This window comes from Gulosibacter sediminis, from assembly GCF_014904065.1.
Lineage (GTDB): Bacteria > Actinomycetota > Actinomycetes > Actinomycetales > Microbacteriaceae > Gulosibacter > Gulosibacter sediminis.
This window is the reverse complement of the sequence record NZ_JACXJG010000020.1, coordinates 6766-31191: the sequence shown is the minus strand read 5'-3', so window position 1 is coordinate 31191 and position 24426 is coordinate 6766. Positions and strand designations below refer to the sequence as shown.

The 24426-nt window shown below is 66.5% G+C and carries 28 protein-coding genes and 1 pseudogene; 14 read left to right on the top strand and 15 right to left on the bottom strand.

Translation table 11 applies throughout. The features are described from left to right. Positions 1 to 70: 70 nt before the first annotated feature. From ID132_RS10685 to ID132_RS10675, 3 genes are read left to right on the top strand one after another with little or no spacing between them, the layout of a single operon-like run. Positions 71 to 1198, top strand: a complete 1128-nt coding sequence (locus ID132_RS10685; RefSeq protein WP_193128583.1) for a glycosyltransferase — start codon at positions 71 to 73, stop codon at positions 1196 to 1198. Next, positions 1195 to 2217: a glycosyltransferase gene (locus tag ID132_RS14945; protein WP_125106713.1), complete on the top strand. Its 1023-nt coding sequence runs from the start codon at positions 1195 to 1197 to the stop codon at positions 2215 to 2217. The genes ID132_RS10685 and ID132_RS14945 overlap by 4 nt, the downstream gene beginning before the upstream one ends. Continuing rightward, positions 2217 to 3047 (top strand): glycosyltransferase family 2 protein, encoded by an 831-nt coding sequence (locus tag ID132_RS10675; protein WP_193128582.1) that lies wholly within the window; start codon positions 2217 to 2219, stop codon positions 3045 to 3047. The genes ID132_RS14945 and ID132_RS10675 overlap by 1 nt, the downstream gene beginning before the upstream one ends. A 54-nt stretch (positions 3048 to 3101) precedes the next feature. Here the strand turns inward: ID132_RS10675 and ID132_RS10670 are convergent, their stop codons facing one another. From ID132_RS10670 to ID132_RS10650, 5 genes are all read right to left on the bottom strand, one after another. After that, positions 3102 to 4034 (bottom strand): glycosyltransferase family protein, encoded by a 933-nt coding sequence (locus tag ID132_RS10670; protein ID WP_235988497.1) that lies wholly within the window; start codon positions 4032 to 4034, stop codon positions 3102 to 3104. 230 nt (positions 4035 to 4264) lie between these two features. Beyond that, on the bottom strand, positions 4265 to 4789 hold the full coding sequence (locus ID132_RS10665) for a Dps family protein (protein WP_193128581.1): 525 nt from the start codon (positions 4787 to 4789) through the stop codon (positions 4265 to 4267). A 53-nt stretch (positions 4790 to 4842) separates the two neighbouring features. After that, positions 4843 to 5541, bottom strand: a complete 699-nt coding sequence (locus ID132_RS10660) for a glycosyltransferase family 2 protein (RefSeq protein ID WP_193128580.1) — start codon at positions 5539 to 5541, stop codon at positions 4843 to 4845. 26 nt (positions 5542 to 5567) lie between these two features. Then, positions 5568 to 6935 (bottom strand): bifunctional PIG-L family deacetylase/class I SAM-dependent methyltransferase, encoded by a 1368-nt coding sequence (locus ID132_RS10655; protein ID WP_193128579.1) that lies wholly within the window; start codon positions 6933 to 6935, stop codon positions 5568 to 5570. Further along, entirely contained in the window at positions 6932 to 8038 is a 1107-nt protein-coding gene (locus ID132_RS10650; protein ID WP_193128578.1) for an acyl-CoA dehydrogenase family protein, read from the bottom strand. The genes ID132_RS10655 and ID132_RS10650 overlap by 4 nt, the downstream gene beginning before the upstream one ends. 264 nt (positions 8039 to 8302) lie before the next feature. Here ID132_RS10650 and ID132_RS10645 point away from each other — a divergent pair, with 264 nt between their 5' ends. Further along, the gene (locus ID132_RS10645) at positions 8303 to 8920 is read left to right on the top strand and encodes a TetR/AcrR family transcriptional regulator (protein ID WP_193128577.1); all 618 of its coding nucleotides are present in this window, start codon (positions 8303 to 8305) and stop codon (positions 8918 to 8920) included. Next, positions 8917 to 11319, top strand: a complete 2403-nt coding sequence (locus tag ID132_RS10640; RefSeq protein ID WP_193128576.1) for a YhgE/Pip domain-containing protein — start codon at positions 8917 to 8919, stop codon at positions 11317 to 11319. The genes ID132_RS10645 and ID132_RS10640 overlap by 4 nt, the downstream gene beginning before the upstream one ends. Here the strand turns inward: ID132_RS10640 and ID132_RS10635 are convergent. The 4 genes from ID132_RS10635 to ID132_RS10620 all read right to left on the bottom strand — a co-directional run bounded on the left by ID132_RS10635 (position 11218) and on the right by ID132_RS10620 (position 13531). Continuing rightward, on the bottom strand, positions 11218 to 11913 hold the full coding sequence (locus ID132_RS10635) for an SDR family oxidoreductase (protein WP_125106719.1): 696 nt from the start codon (positions 11911 to 11913) through the stop codon (positions 11218 to 11220). The genes ID132_RS10640 and ID132_RS10635 overlap by 102 nt on opposite strands. A gap of 9 nt (positions 11914 to 11922) precedes the next feature. Beyond that, positions 11923 to 12252 carry an ArsR/SmtB family transcription factor gene (locus tag ID132_RS10630; RefSeq protein WP_125106720.1) on the bottom strand — a complete coding sequence of 110 codons (330 nt, stop codon included), beginning with the start codon at positions 12250 to 12252 and terminating at the stop codon, positions 11923 to 11925. Further along, positions 12249 to 12710 (bottom strand): MarR family winged helix-turn-helix transcriptional regulator, encoded by a 462-nt coding sequence (locus tag ID132_RS10625; protein ID WP_328744244.1) that lies wholly within the window; start codon positions 12708 to 12710, stop codon positions 12249 to 12251. Before ID132_RS10625 ends, ID132_RS10630 begins: the two co-directional genes overlap by 4 nt. 62 nt (positions 12711 to 12772) lie before the next feature. Then, positions 12773 to 13531: a winged helix-turn-helix domain-containing protein gene (locus tag ID132_RS10620; protein ID WP_125106721.1), complete on the bottom strand. Its 759-nt coding sequence runs from the start codon at positions 13529 to 13531 to the stop codon at positions 12773 to 12775. Between the two features lie 402 nt (positions 13532 to 13933). Between ID132_RS10620 and ID132_RS10615 the strand changes: the two genes are divergently transcribed. After that, on the top strand, positions 13934 to 14410 hold the full coding sequence (locus tag ID132_RS10615) for a hypothetical protein (protein ID WP_193128575.1): 477 nt from the start codon (positions 13934 to 13936) through the stop codon (positions 14408 to 14410). On the opposite strand, the gene upp is transcribed toward ID132_RS10615, so the two are convergent. Beyond that, the gene (gene upp / locus ID132_RS10610) at positions 14407 to 15042 is read right to left on the bottom strand and encodes a uracil phosphoribosyltransferase (protein WP_193128574.1); all 636 of its coding nucleotides are present in this window, start codon (positions 15040 to 15042) and stop codon (positions 14407 to 14409) included. The two genes, ID132_RS10615 and upp, sit on opposite strands and share 4 nt — an antisense overlap. A gap of 53 nt (positions 15043 to 15095) precedes the next feature. On the opposite strand from upp, the gene ID132_RS10605 reads away from it, so the two are divergent. Further along, a complete protein-coding gene (locus ID132_RS10605) occupies positions 15096 to 15554 on the top strand; it encodes a nucleoside deaminase (RefSeq protein ID WP_193128573.1) in 459 nt (152 codons plus the stop codon). On the opposite strand, the gene ID132_RS10600 is transcribed toward ID132_RS10605, so the two are convergent. Continuing rightward, positions 15555 to 15842, bottom strand: a complete 288-nt coding sequence (locus ID132_RS10600) for a hypothetical protein (RefSeq protein WP_193128572.1) — start codon at positions 15840 to 15842, stop codon at positions 15555 to 15557. A gap of 55 nt (positions 15843 to 15897) precedes the next feature. On the opposite strand from ID132_RS10600, the gene proC reads away from it, so the two are divergent. Beyond that, a complete protein-coding gene (gene proC, locus ID132_RS10595; protein ID WP_459562480.1) occupies positions 15898 to 16776 on the top strand; it encodes a pyrroline-5-carboxylate reductase in 879 nt (292 codons plus the stop codon). Beyond that, positions 16773 to 18227, top strand: coding sequence for a J domain-containing protein (locus tag ID132_RS10590; protein ID WP_193128570.1), 1455 nt, complete (start codon positions 16773 to 16775; stop codon positions 18225 to 18227). The genes proC and ID132_RS10590 overlap by 4 nt, the downstream gene beginning before the upstream one ends. Before the next feature lie 15 nt (positions 18228 to 18242). Here ID132_RS10590 and mtnN read toward each other — a convergent pair whose 3' ends face one another. The 4 genes and pseudogenes from mtnN to ID132_RS10570 all read right to left on the bottom strand — a co-directional run bounded on the left by mtnN (position 18243) and on the right by ID132_RS10570 (position 21449). Then, complete coding sequence (gene mtnN / locus ID132_RS10585; protein ID WP_193128569.1) at positions 18243 to 18926, bottom strand: 5'-methylthioadenosine/S-adenosylhomocysteine nucleosidase; 684 nt, start codon at positions 18924 to 18926, stop codon at positions 18243 to 18245. Beyond that, a complete protein-coding gene (locus tag ID132_RS10580) occupies positions 18926 to 19384 on the bottom strand; it encodes an S-ribosylhomocysteine lyase (RefSeq protein WP_125107435.1) in 459 nt (152 codons plus the stop codon). Before ID132_RS10580 ends, mtnN begins: the two co-directional genes overlap by 1 nt. Before the next feature lie 32 nt (positions 19385 to 19416). Further along, the gene (locus ID132_RS10575) at positions 19417 to 20088 is read right to left on the bottom strand and encodes a potassium channel family protein (RefSeq protein WP_211198390.1); all 672 of its coding nucleotides are present in this window, start codon (positions 20086 to 20088) and stop codon (positions 19417 to 19419) included. Next, positions 20081 to 21449 (bottom strand): annotated as a pseudogene (locus ID132_RS10570) (TrkH family potassium uptake protein). The gene ID132_RS10575 and the pseudogene ID132_RS10570 overlap by 8 nt, the downstream one beginning before the upstream one ends. Positions 21450 to 21703: 254 nt before the next feature. Between ID132_RS10570 and ID132_RS10565 the strand changes: the two are divergent. The 5 genes from ID132_RS10565 (at position 21704) to ID132_RS10545 (ending at position 24175) form a co-directional block, all read left to right on the top strand. Then, the gene (locus tag ID132_RS10565) at positions 21704 to 21901 is read left to right on the top strand and encodes a helix-turn-helix domain-containing protein (protein ID WP_193128597.1); all 198 of its coding nucleotides are present in this window, start codon (positions 21704 to 21706) and stop codon (positions 21899 to 21901) included. An 86-nt stretch (positions 21902 to 21987) separates the two neighbouring features. Then, entirely contained in the window at positions 21988 to 22086 is a 99-nt protein-coding gene (locus ID132_RS10560; RefSeq protein WP_005504750.1) for a 30S ribosomal protein bS22, read from the top strand. Positions 22087 to 22231: 145 nt separating this feature from the next. Then, positions 22232 to 23467: a Na+/H+ antiporter NhaA gene (gene nhaA, locus ID132_RS10555; RefSeq protein ID WP_193128568.1), complete on the top strand. Its 1236-nt coding sequence runs from the start codon at positions 22232 to 22234 to the stop codon at positions 23465 to 23467. Further along, positions 23464 to 23694 carry a glutaredoxin family protein gene (locus ID132_RS10550; protein WP_193128567.1) on the top strand — a complete coding sequence of 77 codons (231 nt, stop codon included), beginning with the start codon at positions 23464 to 23466 and terminating at the stop codon, positions 23692 to 23694. Before nhaA ends, ID132_RS10550 begins: the two co-directional genes overlap by 4 nt. Positions 23695 to 23701: 7 nt before the next feature. Continuing rightward, positions 23702 to 24175 carry an Lrp/AsnC family transcriptional regulator gene (locus tag ID132_RS10545; RefSeq protein ID WP_125106733.1) on the top strand — a complete coding sequence of 158 codons (474 nt, stop codon included), beginning with the start codon at positions 23702 to 23704 and terminating at the stop codon, positions 24173 to 24175. Positions 24176 to 24426 lie beyond the last annotated feature (251 nt).

The following is a 24426-nucleotide window of genomic DNA, read 5'->3' as shown; positions in this document are numbered from 1 at the left end:
GAGACGATCACCGAAGACCGATCAAGGACGTGCTCATGATTTCGCGTGCATCTTGGGTGGCTATGCTGCCATGCATCGCACTAACCTCTGTCCCCGTAAGTCTCCGGAGCCTGCGTTAGTGAGAATCTGTATCATCGGCCCAGCGCGGTTTCCGATTATCGAACCGTTCGCTGGCGGCCTTGAGGCCCACACACACATGCTCGTCACCAAACTCGCGCAGCGAGGGCACGAGGTCACGCTTTTCGCCGCGCGGGGTTCTGACCCGTCATTGAACGCATCGTTCTACGATGCGGCGGAGTTTGAACCGAGCACTGCGGCGCGCCATGATGTAGGCGCCTCACCGAAGATGTGGATCCGTGAGCACCATGCCTACTTGTCGCTCATGATCGACCTTGCCGAGTCCGGCGCGAACCGATTCGACGTGGTGCTGAACGTGAGTATCCATCACTTGCCGATCGCGATGTCCAGGTTGCTCAGCATTCCCCTAGTGACGACGCTCCATACGCCACCCCTGGACTGGCTCGAGTCGGCGATGCGTGTTCGAGGGGCAAACACGACCTTTGTTACGGTGAGCAAGCATATGCAGCTTGCCTGGGCCGAGCAGGTCGACTCAACGGTTGTGCTCAACGGAGTGGATACGGACGCGTGGCGGTTCGGCCCTGGTGGGGAACGAGCTATTTGGTTCGGGCGGATTGTTCCGGAGAAGGGCACTGCTGACGCGATCAGCGCCGCATTCGAAGCCGGAATGTCACTCGATATCGCCGGCCCTGTGCACGACAAGGGTTACTTCGAGGCCGAAGTCGAACCGTGGCTCGGCACCCAAATCCGGTATCTCGGGCACCTGGACCACTCCACGCTCCGGGACGTGGTGAGGCACTCGAAGCTCGCGTTTGTAACGCCACGGTGGAACGAACCCTACGGGCTGGTGGCGGCAGAAGCTACCTCGAGCGGCACCCCGGTAGCAGGGTTCGAGCGAGGAGCTCTGCCAGAGGTTATCGGGGCGAGTTCTGGTCGTCTAGTGCAGGCAGAACAACCGCACGCACTCGCGCAGGCAGCCGCCGAGGCTGCTGCACTGCCTCGGGACGAGGTCCGCGCGCATGCCGTCGCGCACTGTTCGCTGGAGCGAATGGTCACTGGGTATGAACGGGTCCTCGACGCGGCCGTCAGTTCGGGCAAGCGCAGAACTACTGCATTGTGATCGGTTATTACGTTCACCATCACGGGCGCGGCCATCTTCGGAGGGCGTGCGCGATCGCCGCCAGGCTCGGCGTTCCAATCACCGGCATCTCGTCGCTGGCTCGGCCCGAGGGATGGCCGGGCCAGTGGCTCCAACTCGAGCGCGACGACGTCAGCGGTCACGGACGCAGCGAAACGGCTGATGGACGTCTGCATTGGGCGCCGAAACACGACGCGGGTTTACGGCATCGAATGGCGAAGATCGCCGCCTGGATCGACAGGACTGCACCGGATGCGATGGTGGTCGACGTTTCGGTAGAGGTGGCCTTGTTCGCGCGCCTCCACGGCGTACCGGTCGTCAGCATAGCCTTGCCAGGTGTGCGGTCCGATCATGCGCACCGCCTCGGTTTCGATGTCTCGGATGCCATCATCGGCGCGTGGCCCGAGTGGGCGATGGGGATGCTCCGCGTCGACACCGCAGACACTCCCGGCGCGGGACCGGTTGCTCAGCCTCTGGCAGGGAAACTCTTTGCCGTGGGTGCGATCTCCGTCCAGGCGAACAGTCCCGGACGCACCCCGGCGTCGATACATCGAGTAGTCGTCCTGGGTGGTGGTGGCGGTGGCGGCATGCGTGAACCCGAAATCCGCGCCGCTCGCGCGCAGACACCCGGTGTGGAGTGGATCGAGGTGGGCACGAGTGCCGACAACTGGTCGCCTAACCCGGCGGATTGGCTTAGACGCGCGTCGATGGTGGTGAGCCATGCGGGCCAGGGTGCGGTCGCAGACATTGCTGCTGTCGGAGTTCCCGCCTTAGTAGTTCCGCAGGAACGCCCCTTCCGCGAACAAATCATGACGGCGCACACGCTTTCGCGGGCTGACGGACTCCCGGTAATGGTGGCGAACAGCTTCGCACGTAACGACTGGGCCCACTTACTTGAGCGGGCTGGACAGCTTGACGGCAGAAACTGGAAGTCGTGGAACGATGGCTACGGTGCGGATCGGGCCGCCGCGGTCATCCGGGATATCGCGGGGAAGTCATGATGCGCACGGCAGTTATCACGATCGCACATGGGCGACATGCGCACCTTCGCGCTCAGCAGGAGGGGCTCGCCCTCTCCGCGCAGGCGCCGGACGACTACATCATCGTCGCGATGGACGATCCTGAGATTCGTGCCATGGCCCCGCCATTCGCGACGGTCGTCGACGTTCCGAGCACGCCGCTCGGACTGCCTCTGTCGCGAGCTAGGAATCTTGGTGCGGCGGCGGCGATCGCGGCAGGAGCGGAACTGCTCATATTTCTCGACGTGGATTGCATCCCGGGGCAGTCGCTCGTTGGCGGGTACGCTGACGCTGCCGGTCGGCCGGCCCTGCAACGGAGTCTGCTCAGTGGCCCGGTAACGTATCTCGACCCGCATGGCGTGGATGGTTACCCCATCGGCACGATCGGTGAGTTGGATGCGCCACATCCAGCTCGCCCGGCACCGGCGCCGGGCGAGGTGGCGCGTGCCGAGTCCCCGGACTTGTTCTGGTCGCTTTCGTTCGCGCTCTCGGTGGAAACCTGGGGCACCATTGGCGGATTCTGCGAAGAGTATTCGGGCTACGGGGGCGAGGACACCGACTTCGGATACATGGCGGCGAGTTGCGGCATCGATCTCGTGTGGGTTGGTGCGGCGCGCGCGTACCACCAGTGGCACGAGACGAGTACGCCCCCCACCCAACACCTCGATGACATCGTCCGCAATGCGAACGTATTCTTCACGCGTTGGCAGACGTGGCCGATGCGGGGCTGGCTCGACGAGTTCCGCGCGCGAGGTCTTATCACCGGCGGTGTCCGCACAGCGTCTGCGCGGCGTCGCTGGCCGCGGGAATGATCCAAGAGCGAGGCACGGACCGCACGTCGGTGACGGCTGCCCGCGGCGCCCACGTCATGGGGAAGTGTTCACGAGCCGTAGGTACAGGTCCGCATGCTCGCGCGAAATCTCCTCACGCTGTGCCCGGCGAAATGACGCGCTCGGTACAGGGGCGGGGGGTGCGCTAATTGCCGCCAGCACGGCCGCCTGGAGCGAATCTGCATCGAACCCGCTCTCATCGTGCTGGTATGAGATCACCGGTGCCTGGTCCGTGTAGTACCCGCAGGTTGGCGCGATGACGGTGGTGCCCACGTCACGGCACGCTTCCAACCAACCAGAATGCGTACCGAATCGGTACGGAAGCACCGAGGCGTCAAGACTTGTCAGGTAGCGCCACAACTCCGCATCCGAGAAATAATCGTGAACGCGCAAATCGATCCAGCCCGATTTTGCCTGTTCCTGCAGCCAACTGCCGAGTACGGGGTCTCGTCTCGCGCCGTCTCGATCGAGCACGTCGCGGTGGCCGTTCACTTGAATCACGATGCCGTCATGGCGCTGCCGCAAGTCAACAAGCGCGCGAATGACCGGCAGTGGATCCATACTGGCACGCAGGCTCTTGATGTGAACGCCGATGCGGAATGCGCTTCGCCGCGAGCGGTGCTGTCGTTGGTATCTTGGTATCAAGTCGAGGGGGACGACGTGCGGATGGGGCAGCACCCTCGCGGTTCTTCGCCATCTCCGCGAAATCTCGTCTGCCGCGCCGTCGGTGAGTGTGATGAGTTCATCGGCCGCGTTCATCAGCACGGTGATCTGTGCATCGTGCAGTTCGTCGGTTTCGTGATGCGGATTGCGAAGATCATGCACCGTGTAGACCAGAGGTTTCCCGGCCGCCCGCAGGGCGGCAACCAATGCTTCGAGTTGTTCGGGGGTACGTGCGTCGAAGCCGAAGTGAATATGGAAAATATCGAACTCGCCGCGGTGATGCTCAACCCATTCGGGGTCGAGCATCACCGGCGGCCACCACCGCGCAGCAGCCCCGGCCCCCGAGCCCGCCGGTGTCGGGTCCTCAAGCCGAAGCACCCTTGCCTCCCGAACTGGATGTAGCGGTTGGAGGTGCTGAACGTAGACGTGGTTGGCGGGCACGCTCGCCACACGGATCGGAGGGTGAGGTGTCAACGGCATTCCCTTCACAATCGCGTATGGCGCCAGCAGCTAGTGTGTTCGGTTCGGTCGTGTGGTTACTTTGACGGTGTGCGATTCTCCGCGCTCACCATCCAGGCGAGTTGCTCGAAGCGTTGGATGATCGCGTGCAGCAGGTCGGCGCTCGTCGGATCTTGTTCGTCGACGTTGTCGTGCACGTCCCGAAGCGTGCCGACTGTGGTTTCGAGTCGCTCGGTGATGAGGTCGATTGTGTCCGCGGTGTCGACTTCGCCCGCGGGGAACTCGGGCAGCGTCGTGTTCTTGGCCACCGTGCCGCTGCGTCCGTCCGGAATGGCATGGAGCGCGCGCATGCGTTCGGCGACCTCATCGCTGAACTCACGCGCGCTCTGGACAATCTCGTCCAGTTGGCGGTGGAGATCACGGAAGTTCTTGCCGACAACATTCCAGTGCGCCTGCTTGCCCTGTAGATGAAGTTCGATGAGGTCAATGTGTACTCGTTGGAGGTCGTCGGTGAGTGATGCCGATGCCTTGAACCCGCCCTCCGCATTCTGCCTGGTGCTACGGCGGGCGCTGGTCTTCGTCGATGTGCTCTTTGTTGCCATGAGATCTCCGTTCGTCTGTACGGAAGGCCTATCAGACTCGCTTGTGTTAGACCTCAACGACTGCGTGGCGCGTCCGATTGCAACCCGGCGAGGTAGTCCGCGAAACCGTGCGGCGCGCGACCGAGTGTCCGCGCGGAGGTGTGCACTGGACATCGAGCGGACGCCACGACGCGATAACCTCCAGCCCGCAGAGCCTGCACGAGACGCACATCCTCGTCGTGTGTGACCGGAGGGAAACCGCCCGACGCGAGGTACGCATCGGCTCGGACACCGAGGTTCGCGCCATGGACGTGCTCGTGCCCATCAACCGGCCGATAGTCGTCTGCCCATTTGCTGAGCGTTTCGTTCATGTCCCTACTGCCGGTCGGGATCACCGTACCCACTATGGCGGCGGCGCCCTCCGCTGCCTCGCGCAGTTGCTCGACGCACCAGTGGGCCGGTACTTGAGAGTCGCCGTCGCTGTTGGCGATCCAGACATTTGAGGGCGGTAGCCTCAGGATCCCCAGCGCCGTAGCGACGCCGACTGCGCGTGTTCGTCCGACCATGCCCGATTCGAGCCGCACGAACTCCACCCGCGGATCGCCCGCAGATGCGGCGCGGGCGGCAAGCTCGGAGTCATCGACGCAGGTGTCGAATGCGAGAACAAGGAGAGTGCGGACGCCGAAACTCGACTCGGCAGCGGTCATCGCCGCCAGTGCCGCGACGACCGCTTGTCCGATTAGCGCAGCTTCGTCGCGTACCGGAATCACCACCGCCAACGCCGAGCACGCAGGACCCCTCATATCGAGTCACTCGACGCGTTCAATGTGAAGACTTCCAAAAGGAAGTCCGCTTCGTGGTGCGTGACCCGCGCGGTCCATCCACGTCGCCGGGCGGCTTCGTGCACGTCACGCCCGTCCAGCGCCCAACCGTCGATCGGGTGCAACCAATGGCAGAGCACCACCTGTGCGTCTGGCGTCACGGACGCTTCGATCCGTTCGAAGACCTCCCCCAGCTCGATACGAGTGAGGTAGTAACCGAATTCAGACATGATAACCAGGTCGAAGGGACCGGTGTCTGGCCAATCCGCGGGTAGCTCGCGTTGCTCGACACGAACATGCCGGTACTGGGACAAGCGGACACGGCTGCGCTCGACGGCCACGTCACTCGCATCGATCGCGACCACAGATTCGCACCGCTGCGCCAGCCGCTCGGTGAGCGCGCCGGTCGCGCTCCCGAGCTCCAACGCTTGCCGGTAGACCGGACGAGAGAGCGATGTAAGCAGGACCTCTCGTTTGCGCACCTCGTAATCGCTGTCGAAGCGCCAGGGATCCGGGTCGCTGTTGAAGAGCGAGTTAAATGTTTCGCGCGCTTGCGGCGCTCCGAGCGAGCCGGGTTCGGTGCGAAGGAACACCTCCGTGTCTCGGTGAAAATGCTGCAAGAACTGCTCTGTGAGCACAGGAGCGTCCTCTGCCGCTGCGGAGAGCGGCGTCGTCTGGGAGGGATATGCGGCCATCGCAAGCCGTTTTGCGCCCGCCGCGCTCGGATCGAGCCGAAAGATGCGCATGGACCGCCAGCGAGGATCAGCGACGGGCTGAGCCCAGTGCCAGTACCAGATCGGAAATTCAAGCAGTGTCAGCTCAAGCTCGGCGGCTACTGCCGCGGCTATCTCGCCGACCGCGTCGTGGTCGGGATGGCCGTCGCTCCGCCAGGGCGATGCAATGGTGCTGCCCGGAGTCACGAGTCGTCGAAGTTCCCCCTCAATTTCGGTACCGAACTCGCCCACATGTCCGTCGGGCAGTCCCAGAGCAGTGAACGAAACACGGTTGCAGGACTTCCTCGACGTGCTCCCGAGCGCGTCCATGGCTGCGGTGAACTCTCGCCGTCGAATCACGGCGAGTTCTTGGCGCGTGTGCGTGCGGGAGTCGGGATGCGACGCTTCACCGTCGCTGCAGAGCACCACGGTGACGTCATGCCCGTGTGCGGCCGCCGTCGCAATCAGACCGCCCGCTCCGAGTGTTTCATCGTCGGGATGGGCGACGACGACGACGAGCGGGGCGCCCGGGGAGAGGAGTTGTGTCGTCGTGACGCCGGGGAGCTCGTGCGCACAATCCCAGTCGGAAGCGCCCGTGCCGGGCTCGTCGTGCGTGAACCGCGGGGCGGTCATGATTTGGCGACCAGAGTTGAGGGCCCGGTGAGCGCATGCCACGGATCGTCACGCACGATGAACTCGCCAAGAGCGGCATCGTCTCGGCCGCCGTGATGCTGCTGCAGGTACATTGCGAGGTCAGCGACGCGACGGGCATGCACATCGTCGAACGCGAGGGCGGAAGGGCTGCGCGCCACACCCGAGATCTCGAGCACGTCGGCGCAGATGTCTGCGATCGTGCTGCGCAGCGCGAGGGAGTCTGGCCAATCGAATGAGGCGTTGTCGACGCGTTCCGCTGCATCGGTGAGCGCAGTCTTCCCGGTCCGAACTAACCGGGCGGCACGACCCAGTAGGGCGAAACCAATCTGATCCGGCGGCCGCTGCGCGGCCGCCGAGACGAGATCGCGGTAAACACCGACGGCGCCGCCGAACCAGCATGCGGCCACCCCGGCGCCGCCCCACGCGAATCCTGGTCTATCGAAATACCAGCCCACGGCACCGACGGCTGTGGCGGGGACGTTGTCGAAACGAATCGGGCCGCTGGGGACGTGCGCGAGCCCACGGCTCACCCATCGCACCCGTTCCACCTGGACGCCGGGGTGGTGAAGATCGATGGCGAATAGCTGACGTCCCTCGTCCGTGTGGGCGGTCACCAACGCGGCGTCGAGTGATCCCGCCAGCGAGCACCACGGCTTGACGCCGTTCAAATGCACGTCCGCCGCTGAGCCAAGATGATGGTGGGCGGTCAACGGTGAGTCGCCACCTTCCGCCGCATACACACCCCAAGTGCCCTTGGCAGGTACTGGTTCGGGACTCTGCGCAGTAATGGCCAGTGCGTCGAGGTGGGGTTCGAGCGTGCGCGCTGCGACCAGATCTGTGGCGGCCACTTCTGCGAGCAGCTCCCAGAGGGCAAGCGTGTGCTCGCCGGGGAGTGGAAAGTCCTCTGGCGAAATCGCGTCTTCGCCGAGGGTCGCGAGCATTGCTTGCGGTTCGCCGCGGCACTGCTCGGCGCTGGCGACGAGGCGTTCGACTAGATTGGCGAATTCTGCTGTGGCGGGGGCAAGAATGCTCCTGTCGGGTACTGGTGGGGCCGATACGACACCGCTGGTTTCAGAGTTCATCGGGCCTCTCCTTGTTCGCCAGGGGTCCATCACCGTCAATCCTCGCTAACTGATGCTGACTCTACTGCCATGCTCACAGGGTCCCTGAGCCTTGGTATGCTCGGCGCCGTCGCAGGTAGAACGAGCAAGGCTTACGAATTCAACAGCGTGCATTTCGCGCTGGCTGGCGGACCCCATCACCGATGTCATCGCACCGACCAAGCTGTGTGTTGGCGGTGTGGCACCCCTTGCGAAATCTAATTTACAAATGTAAATTAGTCGCTCGTGACAAGTACGAACGCCATCGACCCACGCGCCCTTCGCTCCCGCGCCGCCCTCATTGAGGCGGTCTGGGCCCACCTGGCTGTGGACGGGGGCACGCCCTCGATTACCGATGTCGTGAAGCGCGCCGGCGTGAGCCGGCCGACCTTCTACCAGCACTTCACCGATGTGCCGGACCTCGTGCGCGTCGCCACCCTGCAGCGCCTCGGCGAGCTGTTCGATCGCATGCCGAACGGGATGCCGGGCGACTCGTGGGACGACTTCGCCCGCGCCCGCCTCACGCTGCTGTTCGGCGAACTGCAGCGGGATGCCGCGATCTACCTGCCGATTCTGAGCGGCCCGGCCGCCGTGCCGGTGCTCGCGGGCATCGTCCACTACCTCGCCGACCAATTCCTCCACCACTCGCCGCTCGCGCCCCGCCTTCGCGAGGGCGTCGACGAGCATGAGGCCCTGGCCCGCGCCGAATTCCTCGGTGCCGGCGCCGTCTGGCGCGCGATTGCCTGGCTTTCCAGCGATTTCATGGGCGAGAATGCCCTGGAACCCACCGTGCAGCGATTCGCCGCGAACATCCTTGCCGCCTCTGGTGCGGCCAACTACTCAATGACGGACTTCACGAAATGACCGAAACGCAAGCTAAGAACCGCAACGGAAAACTGTGGCGAGCCATCATCTTTGCTGGCCTCGCCACGGTGCCCCTCATTTACTCGGGCCTGCTCACGGGCTCGTTCAGCGACCCGCAGGGCAACTTCGACAACATCCAGGCCGCCGTCGTGAACAACGATGTCGCCACCACGACCGAGACGACCGACGGCGAGACGAAGACCGTCGACCTCGGCGACCAGCTCACCGAGAAGCTCGTCGACAGCGACGAGGCGCAGAACTTCGACTGGGAGGAGCTGTCGGCCGACGAGGCCGCCGAGCAGCTCGCCGACGGCGAGGTGCTCGCGGTGCTGACGATTCCCGAGGACTTCTCGGCGAACGCGGTCTCGCCCGCGGGCGACGACCCGAAGCGGGCGCAGCTGCACATCGAGACGAACGACGCCGTGAACATGTTCGTCGGCACGATTGCGAACCAGATCGGCACCGTCGTTGCCGACGAGCTCGCCACCGAGGTGTCCCACGAGTATTTGACGAACATCTACGCCGGCTTCACCTCGATCCACGGCAGCCTGCAGGATGCCGCCGACGGCTCCGAAGAGCTCGGCAGTGGCATCGGCCAGGCCTACGACGGTGCGGGCGAGCTGCTGGTTGGTATCAACCAGCTCGTCAGCGGCACCGGTGAACTCGCGAGTGGCGCCGACACGCTCGCGAGCGGGGCCGACCAGGCCGCGAGCGGCGCATCCGACCTCGCCTCGGGTGCCGCGACGCTCGACGCGGGCGCGCAGCAGCTCTCTTCGGGCGCGCAGCAGGCCGCGACCGGTGCGAACGAGCTCGCGGCCGGCACGGCCGAGCTCGAGACGCAGACCGCGGGCCTGCCCGACCAGGCGGCGCAGCTCGACGATGGCGCGCAGAGCCTCGCCGACGGCGCCGGTCAGGTCGCCGACGGCACGCAGCAGCTCGCGGATGCGGTGAACGGCGCCGCGTCGACCGCCGAGACGGTCGCGCAGGTCGCCGAACAGCTCACCGCCCAGGGCGGCGAGCTGCAGACGGGTGCCTCGAACGTCGCGACCGGCCTCGACGACCTCGTGACGAACTGGGACGCCCTCACCGACGAAGAAAAGCTTGCGCTCGTGACGCAGATTCAGTCGGGCGCGCAGCAGGTGCAGACCGGCTTCGACGACGCGGCGACGAGCCTCGAGGGGATCGACCTCTCGAGCCTCGATGCGCTGCAGGACCCGGGAGCGATCGTCGACCAGGTTAACCAGCTCAATGACGGCGCGCAGCAGGTCGCTACCGGCGCCGAAACCCTTGCGGGCGGCACCTCGCAGTTGCGCGACGCCTCCGGCACCCTCGCCGACGGCATCGCGAAGGTGAACTCGGGCGCGCAGCAGCTCGCCGACGCGAACGCTCAGCTCGCCGACGGCGCCTCGGCCCTCGCCGGTGGCACGAGCACACTCGCCTCGGGAGCGAACACCCTCGCGGGTGGCACGAGCGAGCTCAGTGACGGCGCTGACGAGCTCGCCGACGGCGCGCACCAGGTCTCCGACGGCACGGGCGAGGCGGCCGACGGCACTAGCTCACTGCGCGACGGCCTCGATCAACTGATTGACGGCAGCGGCGAGCTCACCTCGGGCCTTGAGGACGGCGTCGACCAAGTACCCTCCTACACCGACAGCGAGTCAGAGACGCTGGCGGACGTCACCTCGAACCCGGTGCAGCTCGACACGAGCCGCCAGAACCAGGTCAAGAAGAATGCCGACGGCATGGCGCCCTACTTCATGTCGCTCGCGCTCTGGGTCGGCGGCATGGCGTACTTCATGATGCACGAGCCGCTTCGCAAGGCCCGTGGCAGTGGGTCGATCCTCGTCGACACCTTGCGGGCGTTCTTGCCCGGCGCGATCATGGGCCTCGTGCAGAGCACGCTCATGCTGCTCGTCGTGCACTTCCTCGTCGGCGTCGACTACGCACTGGTGTGGCCGGTAGTTGGTCTGGCGTTCCTCGCAAGCGTAACCTTCGTCGCGATGAACCAGGCGCTAGTCGCGCTGCTCGGCGCTCCGGGCCGATTCCTCGCGCTCGTGATGATCGTGCTCCAGCTCTCTTCGGCGGGCGCGACGTATCCCGTGCAGACGACGCCACCGTTCTATCAGGCGATCCACCCGTGGCTGCCGCTGTCGTACTCGGTCGAGGCGTTCCGCGCGCTCATTGCGGGCTCGACCATCAACGTCAGTGCGGCGGTCGGCCGCCTGCTCATCTGGTTCGCGATCGCGCTGGTGGGCATCGCGGTCGCCGTCTGGCTCGAGCGACGCAAGATCGCAAAGCTAGCTCGCGACGCGGGGGCGGATGCTGAGGTCGATGAGGTGCGCGTCCTCGGGGGCGTCAACAACGTACCGAACCGCGCGAGCGACGGTCTCGGGGCGTAGGTAGCGCTCGGGGCGGTAGGCATTGCCGAGACCCTCCTGCAGCTCCACCTGCATGGGGGTGTCGACCTGGCCGGGCATGACCGTCGTCACGCGGACGCCGTACTCGGCCTCGTCGAGCCGGAGCGAGTCGGCGAGTCCCTTGAGGGCGTGCTTCGACGCGACGTAAGCGGCCATCTGGTGCGCAGGACGCACCGAGACGCCCGAGCCGAGGAACACGACGGTGCCCGCCGCCTCCCGCAGCTTCGGCAGCGCGAGGCGCGTGAGCAGCGCAGGTGCGACGACGTTCGTCGTGAGCTGACGCTGCCACTCGGCCGCATCCGTGTCGGCGAACGAGCCCGGCGTGCCCACGGCGGCAGAATGTACGAGTACGTCAACGCGCTCGAGCGAGTCGATGAGCGCCGCGACCTTGCCGCCAGGGGCGAACTCGCCCGCATCGCGCAGGTCGGCGGTGACCGTGATGTCGGCCCCGGTCGCGGCGAGCCGCGCCGCATCCCGCCCGAGCGCGACAATGCGGTGGGTCGACGCGAGCTCGCGCACGATCTCGTGCCCGATTCCGCTCGAAGCCCCGGTGACGATGGCGATGGCTTGGCTCACGTTGGTTCCTTAGCGGTTGGGGGAGAGCCGCTGCACAACGTCGGCGTACGCGTCGGCGTTGGCCCGGTAGAGGTTCCAGTTTCCCGCACGCTCGGCGCTCACGAAACCCGCCTGCAGCAGATGCTTGAGGTGATGCGACACAGTGGCCTGCGACAGCCCGACGGCATCGACGAGCTCGGTCACGGTCGTCGGCCGCGGGTCGTTCGCCGACACGATCGAGAGGATGCGCAGTCGCGCCGGCTCGGCGAGGGCCTGTAGCGACGCGGCGAGCGAGCGCGCGGCCGCCGCCGAGACGGGTGCGCCCTCACCACCCGGCCAGGCGACCCCGGAGTCGCTCATGCTTCGTCGTGCTCGCGCAGCTTGGTGCAGAGATCACGCAGCGTGACGAGCTCTTCGGGCGTCAGCACGCTGCCGACCCGATCGTTGATGTTCTCGGTGTGCACGATCGCGGCACTGCGGAACGCGCGCACCCCCTCGGCCGTCAGCTCCACGACCGTGCCGCGCGCATCCAGTTCGTCTTCCAGCTTCACCATGAACTCGCGCGCGACGAGGCGGTCGACGAGTCTCGAGACCGAGGATTGCGTGATCAGCACCGACGAGTTGAGCTCGCGCAGGCGGATGCGATGGTTCGGCGCGCGATACGTGTTGAAGAGTACGTCGTACTCGTTCATCGACATGCCGACATTGGTGAAATCCCGACGCAGGTCGCGCATGATCGACACCTGCGCTCGGAAGAGCGCTTCCCAGGCGTCGCTCGGCTTTGCGGCCGCGGCGGATCGATGTGCTGTGTCACTCACGTACGCGAGTCTAGGTTGCGGCGTGCGGAGAATGCGACGCAACCTCCCAGACCCCACCGAGATTAGTGGCGGTTGGGCGAGGGCGCGAGCGAGTGCACGATGCGCACGTCTGCGTGACGGTCGAAGCGGTAGCCGATGCCGCGCACGGTGCGCACGATGTCGGCGTAGTCGCCGAGACGCTGGCGCAGGCGGCGCACGTGGACATCGATGGTGCGCTCGTGCGGGCGCTCCTCGTGTGACTCACGCCACAGCACGTCGATGATCTCTTCGCGGCTGACGGTGCGGCCCTCGCGGAGCACGAGCGCCTGCAGCAGCTCAAACTCCTTGTACGTGAACTCGGCGTTCTCGCCCTGCACGAGTACGCGCTTGCGCGAGGTGTCGATTTCGACCTTTGCCTGCGAGCGCTTCGCCTCTTCGGCGCGCTCTTCCTCCTGGCGCGCGGCGCGCTGGTCGCGCACCGCGCCCGGCTCCTGGAGCGCGAGGCGAACGAGGTCGATGCTGTCGCCGGGGGCGCCGGCGGGTGCGAAGGCGACGGATGCGTAGCTCGAGGCCGACGGGGCGCGCTCAGCGAGCACGCGGCGCAGGGCGGTGACGACCTCGGTGAGGGTCACTCCATCGGCGGTCGCGGTGTCGGTGTCGAGCCCGACGTAGAGGGCGAATCCGCGGGTTTCGGGGGCCGGTGCGACCGGCTGCACCGGGGCTGCGGCCTCGCGCTGCTCGGCCGCAGCGGCGGGGTAGCTCGAGGTGACGGGCTTGAGCGCAGCCGCTGCCGTGGGAACGTGGGCGTGCGTGGGGCGTGAGAACGGGGCGATGTTCGACATGGAAGATTCCTTGCTGCAGATGAGGTCGTTGTGTGCGAGTACGTGCCCGGAATCGGGCTGGGTGCGCGAGAACCGCGCGCGGAGATACGTGCTAGCGACACATTCGACAGCACGCCACAACGCCGGCCATCATGCCGACTCGACCTGCCACCTCAAGGGCGAACACAGGGCGGGCGTAATTTGCAGTCATGTCGTTAAGTTTGTTTGCGCCCTCAACCAAAGTCAAGTAGGTATTCGAATTCAAGTGAGTTGTGGACGTTCGGCTCGCGGCCGATATCGGTCGGAAGTTGTATGGGGTGGTCCCTCGGGGTGATTTCAGGCCCCAGTTGAGCAGGCCCTGACCTCGCGTTCGTATACTCGCACCAGGCCGAGACGGCTATCAGTTTTGCGAGAAGGTGGGCCATGAATCAGCCGGTTATGGATCGCGCGATCGCGGACAGTGTGCAAATTGTGAGCGCCTCGCGCGCCGAACTCATGGGCCTGCTCGAACTCGTGCGCGCCGACTTCGACGGAATTCCCCGCAGTGGCTTCGACACCCCCACGGAACTCGAGTTTCGGGGACTCGTGCAGCGCTGGACCGAGCTGGCGACCGACCTCATTAGTGCGATCACCGGCTTTGAGGATGCGCTGCGCGAGAGCGCGCCCTCCGACGAGCCGCATGTGCCCAGGCGCGCGCCGATCGACCCGGGCAACATCGGCCTCGAAGACGCGCTCGAGCGTCTCGATGGCGCGCTGCAGTCGCGGCTGCCGCACTGGCCGGAGGGGCTCGCGCAGCAGTTCGAACGCGCGAGGGCCGACGCCCTCAAAGCCTGCGAAGGGCTCGCCTTCGTCAAGCAGCAGGTTGAATACCTCGTGCTTGGCGTCGGCTCGGACGCCTAGTCGACGATGCCGTAGAGGCGGTCGCCCGCGTCGCCAAGACCGGGCACGATGAAGCCCTGCTCGTTGAGCCCCTCATCGAGCGCCGCGACGACGACCCGCACGTTGGCGCCCGGGAAGTCGGCCTGCATCTTCTCGACGCCCTCGGGCGCGGCAACGAGGCAGATCGCGGTGACGTCGGTCGCGCCGGCCTCGAGGAGGAAGTGCACGGTGGCGGCGAGCGAGCCGCCGGTCGCGAGCATCGGGTCGAGGACGTAGCACTGGCGGTCGGCGAGGTCTTCGGGCAGGCGCTTCGCGTAGGTCTCGGGCTGCAGGGTCTCGTCGTTGCGGCGCATGCCGACGAAGCCGACCTCGCAGTAGGGCATGAGCTTGAGGAAGCCGTCGAGCATGCCGAGGCCGGCGCGGATGATCGGCACGGCGAGCGGCAGCGGCTCGGTCACCTTCGACCCGGTCGTGGTGGCGACCGGCGTCGCAAACTCGACGCGCTCAACGCGCAGCCCCCGTGTCGCCTCATAGCTGAGCAGGTTGACGAGCTCGGCGACGAGCTCGCGAAACGCCGGCGACGGCGTCGACTTGTCGCGCAGCAGCGTCATCTTGTGGTCGATCAGCGGGTGGTTCGCGACGTGCAGCTCCATAGGAGTTAGCGTAGCGAGCGAACTTGCGTCGCGTGTGAAGTCGGAGGTGTCGGATGCGAGTACCTGAGCTCTATGAGCGCCTCATGCGGGTGTCGCTCGCCGAGGCGAGCCTTGCCGGCGAGTCCGGGGATATTCCGATTGGCGCGGTCGTCGCGGATGCCGACGGCCATGTGCTCGGTACGGGCCGTAACGTGCGCGAGGTCGAGCACGACCCGACTGGTCACGCCGAAATCGTGGCGCTGCGGGCGGCGGCGGCGGCGCGGGGCAGCTCACGGCTCGACGACTGCATCCTATTCACCACGCTCGAACCGTGCGTCATGTGCGCCGGCGCGGCGCTCACGGCCCGCATTGCGCGCGTCGTCTTCGGGGCGTGGGATGCGAAGGCCGGCGCAGCGGGGTCGGTCTACGATCTGCTGCGCGACGGGCGACTCCCGCAGCGCAGCGAGGTGGTGGGCGGTGTGCTCGAAGCCGAGTGTGCGGAACCGTTAACGAGGTTCTTCGCGGGGCGCTAGTTAGTCCCAGCCGCGAATGACGACGTTCTCGGTGGGCACCGCCTCGGCGCGGCGCTCGGTCACGTCGGGTTCAAGGAACACGTGCTCGACCTCGGGCAGCGCGAGCTTGATGTTGGCGCGCAGCTGGGCAAACAGCGGTGGCAGGGCGACGAGGTCGTCGATGTTGGCGAGGCAGAACTGCACCCCGACGATCTTCTCGTTGTCGTCGATCGCTACCTTGAGCACTTCGTTCACGTAGGCGCTTTCGAGCATCAGCGTGCGCACGGTCTCCGCGGCATTCGACGTCATGATCGGCATCCCCTCTGTAGCGGCGTGATTTCACGGTGTCCCGCGCGGGGTCACCGTGATCGATGCGACCAGAATAGACTCCTTTACTGTGACTGACGCTCTGCCAAACCTCGCCATTCTCGGCACCGGCAACATGACCGGGGCCATTCTTGCCGGTCTGCTGGCTGGAGACGCGCTCGCGCAGCTTCCGGTCCGCGTGACGACGAAGTCGCAGGCATCGGCCGACCGCTTTGCACAGGAGCCGCGGGTCGAGGCCGCCGCCATTGAGACGAACCCGAACGCGAGTCGCGAGGCCGTCACCGGCGCGCAGATCGTGTTGCTCGGTGTAAAGCCATACATGATTGCCGATCTCCTCGACGAGGTGGGCGACGCGATCGAGCCCGGCGCCGTGGTGATTTCGGTCGCCGCCGGCATCACCACCGAGGCGATGGAGGCGCGGCTGCGACCCGACGTGCGCGTCGTGCGAGCGATGCCGAACACCCCATCCGCTATTGGTCTTGGCGCCGCGGGCATCGCGGGCGGACTGGCCGCCGACGCCGAGGCGATGGGCTACGCCCGCGCGATCTTCGCGGCGGTTGGCACCGTCGTCGAACTCGAGGAGTCGCGCATCCCGGCCCTCGCCGCGATCTCTGGCTCGGGCCCCGCGCACGTCTACTTCCTCATCGAGCAGATGATCGAGGCTGCGCAGCGCATTGGCATGAGCGCGGACGAGGCGCACGAGCTCGTTGTGCAGACTTTCCGGGGCGCCGTCGGACTCGTCGCCGCGAACCCCGACAAGACGCCCGCCGAGTTACGCCGCGCCGTCACGAGCCCGAAGGGTACGACAGAGCAGTCGGTCGCCCAACTCGAGGCCGCCGATCTGGNCGGCACGTTCGAGGCCGCCATGCGCGCGAACATCCGCCGCAACGATGAACTCGCTGCGGGCTCGGCATGAGCCCCGACTTCCCAGAGAATCTCTACGAAGTCCTCGGCGTCGAGCCCGACGTCACCGACGCTGAGCTTCGTCGAGCGGGCCGCGCGCGTCAGCGCGAGACGCACCCCGACCTCGGCGGTGATGCGCAGCAGTTCACGCGCGTGCGGCTTGCGGTTGAGGTGCTCACGAACCCGCGCCGCCGTTCCGAACACGACTCGTGGCTCGCGCAGCTCACCGGCGTCGCGCCCGTGCGCCGAGACTACGGCGTGCGCCTGCGCCAGCAGCAGCGGGCGAGCCGCTCGCGCCCCGCGCCGCCGCGCCCGGCGACCCGCAGTACCGCCGCCGGCACCGACGAGGTGCCCACCTTCGAGCGACTGCCGCAGCCGAAGGTCGACGCTCGGCGGATGGGCTGGTACCGCACGCAGTGGCACCCCCACCCCGAGGTGTGGCCGCCCGCGCGCCCGCTCGTGCACGGCCCGCGCCTGCGCGAGCTGCTCACCGTGCTGCCCTTTATCCTCTGCACGATCGGCGTCTGCATCGCGCAGTCGCTCTTCGGCCTCTCGGTGCCGTGGTGGCTCGCGAGCTACGTGCTGCTTGTGCTCGCCCTCGTTTGGATCTCGTTGCGATGGGTCGGCGCGCGGCTGCAGCTCGCGCGCATCCTCTTCTGGGTGAACATCGCGGGCATCGCGCTCGACGCGGCCGGGGCGTTCCTCATCGCGATGTTCCGCATCTTCGAGGGCGACACCGAGCGCGTGCCCTACTACGTCGCGCGCGGCGTGCTCTCGCTCGTCGGCGTGCTGCTCGCGATGCTCGCGTCGTGGGGTCTTGAGCCGCGCACGAAGCGCATGGTGAGCGAGCGGATGCTCTGTGACATTGCGAACGAGACCGCGCCGGCAGTCGACTCCGAGCAGCGCCAATGGGGCACGCCCGGCGAGGTCGCGCTGCAGCACTCGCTCGCAGGCGTGAACCCCATCCGCCGGCAGTATGCCGAGCAGCTCATCGGCCCGACGCTCGACGCGCTCGAGCGCATCCCGGGTGTGCGCATCGTGCACGGCCTGCGGCTGCCCGACGGCGACGAGACGATCTCGACGATCTCGCACGCCGTGCTCTGCGGTCGCCGACTCGCGCTCATCGACGACCGCCTCTGGCACCCGGGCACCTACGGTCTGGATGCGCGGGGTCACGTCGTGCGCAACGGCGAGCCGGGCAGCGTGCCGCTCGACGAGTTCCCGCACCGCGTGACGCGGTTCCGCGAGACCTTCGCCGAGGTCGCGCAGGTGCGTGGCTGGCTCGCGATCACCCCGGATGGGCCGGGCGAGTTTGCCGTCGATAACTCGCGCACCTGGCAGCACGTGCGCCTCGCGTCGCCCGAATCGCTGCTGCGCGAGGTCGGCGAGTGGCTCGCCGTCGAGGGCGAGCAGCTCGACCGCCTGCTGCTGCGCGACGTCCTCGAGCTGCGCGTCGACGCCTAGCGAGCAGTCTTCCGGCTAGACGGCGCGCAGCAGCGCCTCGACCGCGTCCCGGCTCGCGGCCGCCGCGACGTCGATGCCGACGTGGAAGTCAGCGCCCGCCTCGGGCCCGCAGAGATCTGAGATGCCGCGCACCGAGATGAACTCGGCGCCGAGCGACGCGCAGACCTGCGCGATCGCGCACGACTCCATGTCGGTGCCGACCGCGTCGGGGAAGGCCTCGCGCATGTCGGCGACGTTGCGGGCGGTAACGAAGGTGTCGCCCGAGAGGATGCGCCCGACGTGCCAGCCGTGGCTTGGCGCGAGCTCCCGCGCGACCGCGAGGGCGCGCTCGCTGACGGGGAAGCGCACGGGCTGGCGCGGCACCTGGCCGCGCTCGTAACCGAACTCGGTCGCATCCGCGGTGCCGTAGGTGGTCGAGTCGGCGACGACGACCTCGGCGACGCGGGTCTGCGAGGCGAGGCCGCCGCACGTGCCGCCCGAGACGACGAGCGCCGGCTGCCACTGGGTGACCGCCCACGCCGCGACCGACGCGGCGGCGGCGAGGCCGATGCCGGTGGTCGCGATCGTCACGGGCTGGCCGGCGAATGTGCCGCGCCAGGCGAGCATCCCGTCGAACGGGGTCGCGACCTTGCTTGAGTAGGTGAGGGCGTCGACGAACGGCGCGGCCTCCTCGCGCATCGCCGTGAGGATGAGCCGCATCAGGCGCCTTCGCCGGTCACGTCGAGCCACTCGTCGCGGGCCGCGAGGAACCCGCGGACCGCGGCCTGCGCATCCTCGAGGGAGTGGTTCGCGCCCCAGCCACACTGCACCTCGTTCGCCGCGGGCACCTCGGTCGCGGCGAGGATGTCGGTGAAGGTCTGCTCGAGCAGCGGCAGGAACTCGTCGGTCTCGACGCCGAGCATGAGCGCGTAGAAGCCGGTCTGGCAGCCCATGGGGGAGAAGTCGATGAGCTGCTCGGTGTGGTTGCGCATGAGCTCGGCCGTGAGGTGCTCGATCGAGTGCACCGCGGGCATCTCGAGGTGGCCGACGTTCGGCTGCGTGAAGCGCACGTCGTACTTCACGAGCACGTCGCCACCGGGCAGCTCCTTGCGGTCGGCGATGCGGACGTAGGGTGCGCGCACCGTGCGGTGGTCAAGGTTGAATGACTCGACGTTCATAGGCATGCTTCGAGCCTAGACGCGAAGGGCCGCTAGACGTGGAGCGCGGAAAACCGCTCGACGTCCTCCGGCACGCCCGCGACGATGATGACGTCGTGGTCGGAGATCATCGTGCCCGCTTCGGCGTAGGTGAACTCCTCGCCCGGCGACTTCACGCCGACGACGGTGACGCGGTACTTCGTGCGGATCTCCGACTCTGCGAGCGTCTTGCCGCGCAGCGGCTTCGGCGGGTACATCTTCGAGAGGACGAAGCCGTCGTCGAACTCGATGAAGTCGAGCATGCGGCCGTTGAGCAGGTGGGCGGCGCGCTCGCCAGCCTCAGCCTCGGGGAACACCACGTGGTGCGCGCCGATGCGGCGCAAGATGCGGCCGTGCGTGGTCGACATCGCCTTCGCCCAGATCTGCGGGATTTTCAGGTCGACGAGGTTTGCGGTCACCAGCACGCTCGCCTCGATCGAGGTGCCGACGGCGACCACGGCGATCGAGAACTCTTGCGCGCCGATCTGCTTTAGCGCATCGATGTTGCGGGCGTCGAGCTGCACCGCGTGCGTGACGCGCTCGGCCCACTTCTGCACGAGGGCCGCGTCGGTATCGACGGCGAGCACCTCGCGGCCGAGTCGCTGTAACTGCCCGGCGGTGGCGGCACCGAAGCGCCCGAGACCAACCAGCAGTACCGGGGCGTTGGGGGAGATTGCTTCAGCCAACGATGATCCTCTCTTCGGGCAGGGTGTAGAGCTGTTTTCGATAGCTCGAGGCGACGGCGGCCGCGAAGGTCACGGTGCCGACTCGACCCAACCACATGGTTGCCGTGAGCACGAAAACTCCCGAATCGGGCAAACTCTGGGTGAGTCCCGTTGACAGTCCGCAGGTGGCAAACGCCGAGATGGTGTCAAAGAGCGCGTACTTGAACTCGGTGCCAGTGATGTGCATCAGCGTGATCGCGGCGACAGCGACGATCGTCGCTCCCCACAGCGCGACGGCGACGGCGAGGCGCAGCACGTCGTTGGGGATGCGGCGACGAAACACCTGCATGTCTTGAACGCCCTTCGCCTCGGCGACTGCCGCGAGAAACAGGATGGCGAGCGTGGTGACCTTGATGCCGCCAGCGGTCGAGGCGGAGCCGCCTCCAACAAACATGAGCATGCTCAATACGGTGATGGTCGAGTCATTCATCGACGCGATGTCGACGGTCGAAAAGCCGCCTGAGCGCGCCATGACGGAGGTGAAGCCAGCAGTGAATGGTGCCAGCCACGGCTCTTGGCTCGCGAGAGTGTCGGCGTTGTCGAACTCGAGGAGATAAATCGCGGCCCACCCGATGAAGAAGAGGATGACGGTAGCCGCGAGGGTGAGCTTCACATGCACGCTGAGGCGCTGGCGAGTTTTCACCCATCGCGTCAGGGCAAAGATGACGGGGAAGCCAATCGAGCCTATGAATACGGCGGTCGCAATACAAATAAGAAACCACAAATTATGGTCGAACGGCGCGAGACCTTCGGCGTTAGGGGTGAACCCCGTGTTCGTAAACGCGCTCGCGGCGTAGTAAAAGGCATCGCGCACGGCGACCCACCAGGGGCCGTAGTCGGGCTGAAGCAGCAGCACCGGCATGATGAGCACCGCGATGATCGTCTCGATGATGACGAGCGATACCGCCACCGTCGCGAGCACAGCGGGGATGTCGCCGAGGCGCACCGCCTGCGACNTCGGCGACCGGGCCCGAGTGGAGGCGCAGCGAGTTCTGGTCGGAGGCGGCCATGAGGCGCTGGCGCAGGCCGAGCTTGCGGGTGACCGCGGTGCCGAGGATCGACGCGAGCGTGAGCACGCCGATCGCGCCGACCTGGAGGCCGAGGAAGACGACGCCGTCGCCGAATAGCGACCAGTGCGTCGCCATGTCGACGACCGCGAGCCCGGTGACGCAGATCGTAGAGACCGCCGTGAACAGGGCCTGCGGGAACGGCGTCATGGTGCCGTCCGCCGAGGAAATCGGCAGCATCAGCACGAACGTGAGCAGAAAAATAATGCCGGTGAAGGCCAGCACGGCGAAGCGACTCGGCGAGTGCGTGCTCATGCTGGTGACCCAATCGCGCACCCGCCCCAGAGGCGAGCGCCGGGCAGCATCCGGGATCAGCATGACAGCGATCGTACTCGGCTGGGAGCGATACGCAACTGCGCCCGGGCAACAGGAGGACGACCCGGAGGTGAATGCGCGGCACTATATACCCCAGGCTTGAAGATTCGGGGAGCAACACTCTAATCTTGACTCAGCGCTCCGTTCACAACCGTCACACGGGGCACGACTTCAACAACGATCTGGGGGAATCTATGGATTCGGAACTGTCTGACGTCCGCTTCCTCACCGTTGCCGAGGTTGCCGAGCTGATGCGGGTTTCCAAGATGACCGTCTACCGGATGGTGCACGCGGGTGACCTCCCCGCCGTGAAGTTTGGGCGCTCGTATCGCGTGCCGGAATCAGCCGTTCAGGACGCTATCGCCGGAATTCGCGGCGAGGAGCGCGCCTAAATCCCCCCTCGGGTGTAAAATTGCGGGATGTGCCTCCGCGCGCCGGAGGCCCTCTGCGCGCATCCCGAAAGATCTAAGGAATAACTATGGGTTCAGTGATTAAGAAGCGCCGCAAGCGCATGTCGAAGAAGAAGCACCGCAAGCTGCTTCGCAAGACTCGTCACCAGCGTCGAAACAAGAAGTAACGACTGCTGCAGCGTGAGGGGCGCCGGGAGACCGGCGCCCCTCACGCGTTTCCCGCGCGGCCAGGCGACGCGTACACTGTCACTCGGTGTGCTGGGAAGTCTGGTCAGCGATGATGTTGCCTGCCCACAAGACCGGAGATGCCCCATGACGGCCCATCGCCCAGATGACACCTTCTCGCTCAAGGAGCGCCTCAACTCGCGCAAGATGGGTGGCACGCTGCTGCTCATCGCGGCCGTGCTAGCGATTGTCGTCGCGAACACGCCGCTCGCGCCCTTCTACGAGAACGTGCGCGACTTCGACCTGCCGCTGCCCTGGCTCGGTATCGAGCACATGTCGGTGGGGCACTGGGCGAGCGACGGGCTGCTCGCCATCTTCTTCTTTGTCGTCGGCCTCGAGCTCAAGCGCGAGTTCGTCACCGGCGCACTGCGCGACCCGCGTACCGCATCCTTGCCGATCGCTGCTGCGGTGGGCGGCATGGTGGTGCCCGCCGCCACCTACGCAATCGTGGTGGGCGCGAGCGGCATCGATGGGATGCAGGGCTGGGCGATTCCCGTCGCGACTGATATTGCCTTCTGCCTCGGCTTGCTCGCCGTTGTAGGTAAGGGTCTGCCGAGCACGTTCCGTACGTTCCTGCTCACACTTGCGGTGATGGATGACCTGCTCGGCATTATCGTGATCGCGATCTTCTACACCGCGGCCCTCAACTTTGTTGCGCTGATTGGCTCGCTCGTCGTGATCGGCCTCTACGCGTACCTGGTGAACCGCGGCATTAACAGGATCTGGCTGCTCGTACCGATCGCGCTCATTGCGTGGTGGCTGATGCTGCTTGCCGGTGTGCACGCGACGATTGCGGCGGTGCTGCTTGGGCTTGTCGTGCCGGCGCTGCCGCGCGGGAACGATGAGATCTCGCTTGCGGAGGATATGGAACACGACTGGAACGCCATTTCGCAGGGAGTCGCGCTGCCGGTGTTCGCCTTCTTTGCGGCCGGTGTGCCGTTTGCGCCGGGAGAGGGAAGCTCCGCGGATGCGATCACGCACCCGGTGTTCCTCGGTGTATTCCTCGGCCTGTTTGTGGGCAAGCCGCTTGGCATCTTCCTCACCGTGCTCGTGCTGCACAAGCTGCCGATGTTCCGGCTCGAGAAGCAGATCAACATGTGGGACATCGCTGCCCTCGGCGGGCTCGCGGGCATCGGGTTCACGGTGTCGCTGCTCATTGGAGAGCTCGCGTTCCGCAGCGACGCGACGTTCCTCGAGTTCGCCCACCTCGGCGTGCTGTTCGGCTCGCTCGCCGCGGCGCTGGTCGCGGTGTTCACGCTGCGCCTGCGCGTGAAGGCGCACCAGGGCGACCCGGCCGACGCGACCCACATGCCGCTGCCATGATCGTCGACTTTTACGAGAAGCCCGGCTGCCACCTCTGCGAGGACGCGGCCCCCCTCGTCGTGGCCGAAGCGGCGGCCGCGGGCGCGGAGCTGCGGCGGCACAACATCCTGGCGGATGCGCAGCTGCAGGTGCGGTACGGCGAGCTGATTCCGGTGGTCGTGATCGACGGTGAGCAGCACTCGACATGGTTCGTCGATCAGGCTCGCCTGCGCAACGCCCTGGGATAATCGGGGCATGCGAGACGAAATCGACCGGGCCATTGTTCGGGCGCTGCGCAACGACGCGCGCCTGTCGATTCGCGCGCTCGCCGAGTCGGTGCACATTTCGCGGTCGGCGGCGCACGAACGCCTGCGCCAACTGATGGCGGATGGGGTAATCACCGGCTTCTCGGCGCGGGTCGATGTCTCGGCTGCTGGACTGCCGGTGCGGGCTCTGCTCGTGGTCGACACCGGCGCGACCGCCGCCGGGGCCGACCTCGCCGATCGCCTGCTCGAAGTGCCGTTCGTCACCCGCGTGCATACCATTGCCGGGGATATCGACTACCTCGTCGAGATCGCGGCGCCCTCGCACGAGGAGCTGAGCAACACCGTGCTGCAGCGCGTGTTGCGGATGCCCGGGGTCGAGTCGGTGCGCACCCACCTGATCATCGGCGAGCGCTCGAAGGACCCCCTCGACGACACCTCGTTCTCGGACCCCGACGACGAGTAGGCGCCCGGCCTGCCGCGCGATCGCTGTCGGTGTTCGCGGGTTCACGACAGAGCTCTCCCAAATCACAAGGACCCCGGATCTGTCGTGGGGTCTTTGGCAGAGTTCTCGCCAGTAAGCAGAGTGCTCGCCAAGAAGCCGGGTTCTCGCTGGGAAGCAGGGTTCTCGCCCGCTAGCAGGGTGCGGGACCTCAAACCGGGTCGTGGCGAGAGGTCTCCTCAGTCGGCAGGGCTCTCCCCAGTTAGAAGGGTGCG

Coding starts and splice junctions, on each gene's coding strand:
- ID132_RS10685 (WP_193128583.1), top strand. CDS start 71: ATGCATCGCACTAACCTCTGTCCCCGTAAGTCTCCGGAGCCTGCGTTA.
- ID132_RS10675 (WP_193128582.1), top strand. CDS start 2,217: ATGCGCACGGCAGTTATCACGATCGCACATGGGCGACATGCGCACCTT.
- ID132_RS10670 (WP_235988497.1), bottom strand. CDS start 4,034: ATGCTCGACCCCGAATGGGTTGAGCATCACCGCGGCGAGTTCGATATT.
- ID132_RS10665 (WP_193128581.1), bottom strand. CDS start 4,789: ATGGCAACAAAGAGCACATCGACGAAGACCAGCGCCCGCCGTAGCACC.
- ID132_RS10655 (WP_193128579.1), bottom strand. CDS start 6,935: ATGACCGCCCCGCGGTTCACGCACGACGAGCCCGGCACGGGCGCTTCC.
- ID132_RS10650 (WP_193128578.1), bottom strand. CDS start 8,038: ATGAACTCTGAAACCAGCGGTGTCGTATCGGCCCCACCAGTACCCGAC.
- ID132_RS10640 (WP_193128576.1), top strand. CDS start 8,917: ATGACCGAAACGCAAGCTAAGAACCGCAACGGAAAACTGTGGCGAGCC.
- ID132_RS10630 (WP_125106720.1), bottom strand. CDS start 12,252: ATGAGCGACTCCGGGGTCGCCTGGCCGGGTGGTGAGGGCGCACCCGTC.
- ID132_RS10620 (WP_125106721.1), bottom strand. CDS start 13,531: ATGTCGAACATCGCCCCGTTCTCACGCCCCACGCACGCCCACGTTCCC.
- ID132_RS10615 (WP_193128575.1), top strand. CDS start 13,934: ATGAATCAGCCGGTTATGGATCGCGCGATCGCGGACAGTGTGCAAATT.
- upp (WP_193128574.1), bottom strand. CDS start 15,042: ATGGAGCTGCACGTCGCGAACCACCCGCTGATCGACCACAAGATGACG.
- ID132_RS10605 (WP_193128573.1), top strand. CDS start 15,096: ATGCGAGTACCTGAGCTCTATGAGCGCCTCATGCGGGTGTCGCTCGCC.
- ID132_RS10600 (WP_193128572.1), bottom strand. CDS start 15,842: ATGACGTCGAATGCCGCGGAGACCGTGCGCACGCTGATGCTCGAAAGC.
- ID132_RS10590 (WP_193128570.1), top strand. CDS start 16,773: ATGAGCCCCGACTTCCCAGAGAATCTCTACGAAGTCCTCGGCGTCGAG.
- mtnN (WP_193128569.1), bottom strand. CDS start 18,926: ATGCGGCTCATCCTCACGGCGATGCGCGAGGAGGCCGCGCCGTTCGTC.
- ID132_RS10580 (WP_125107435.1), bottom strand. CDS start 19,384: ATGAACGTCGAGTCATTCAACCTTGACCACCGCACGGTGCGCGCACCC.
- ID132_RS10565 (WP_193128597.1), top strand. CDS start 21,704: ATGGATTCGGAACTGTCTGACGTCCGCTTCCTCACCGTTGCCGAGGTT.
- ID132_RS10560 (WP_005504750.1), top strand. CDS start 21,988: ATGGGTTCAGTGATTAAGAAGCGCCGCAAGCGCATGTCGAAGAAGAAG.
- nhaA (WP_193128568.1), top strand. CDS start 22,232: ATGACGGCCCATCGCCCAGATGACACCTTCTCGCTCAAGGAGCGCCTC.
- ID132_RS10550 (WP_193128567.1), top strand. CDS start 23,464: ATGATCGTCGACTTTTACGAGAAGCCCGGCTGCCACCTCTGCGAGGAC.
- ID132_RS10545 (WP_125106733.1), top strand. CDS start 23,702: ATGCGAGACGAAATCGACCGGGCCATTGTTCGGGCGCTGCGCAACGAC.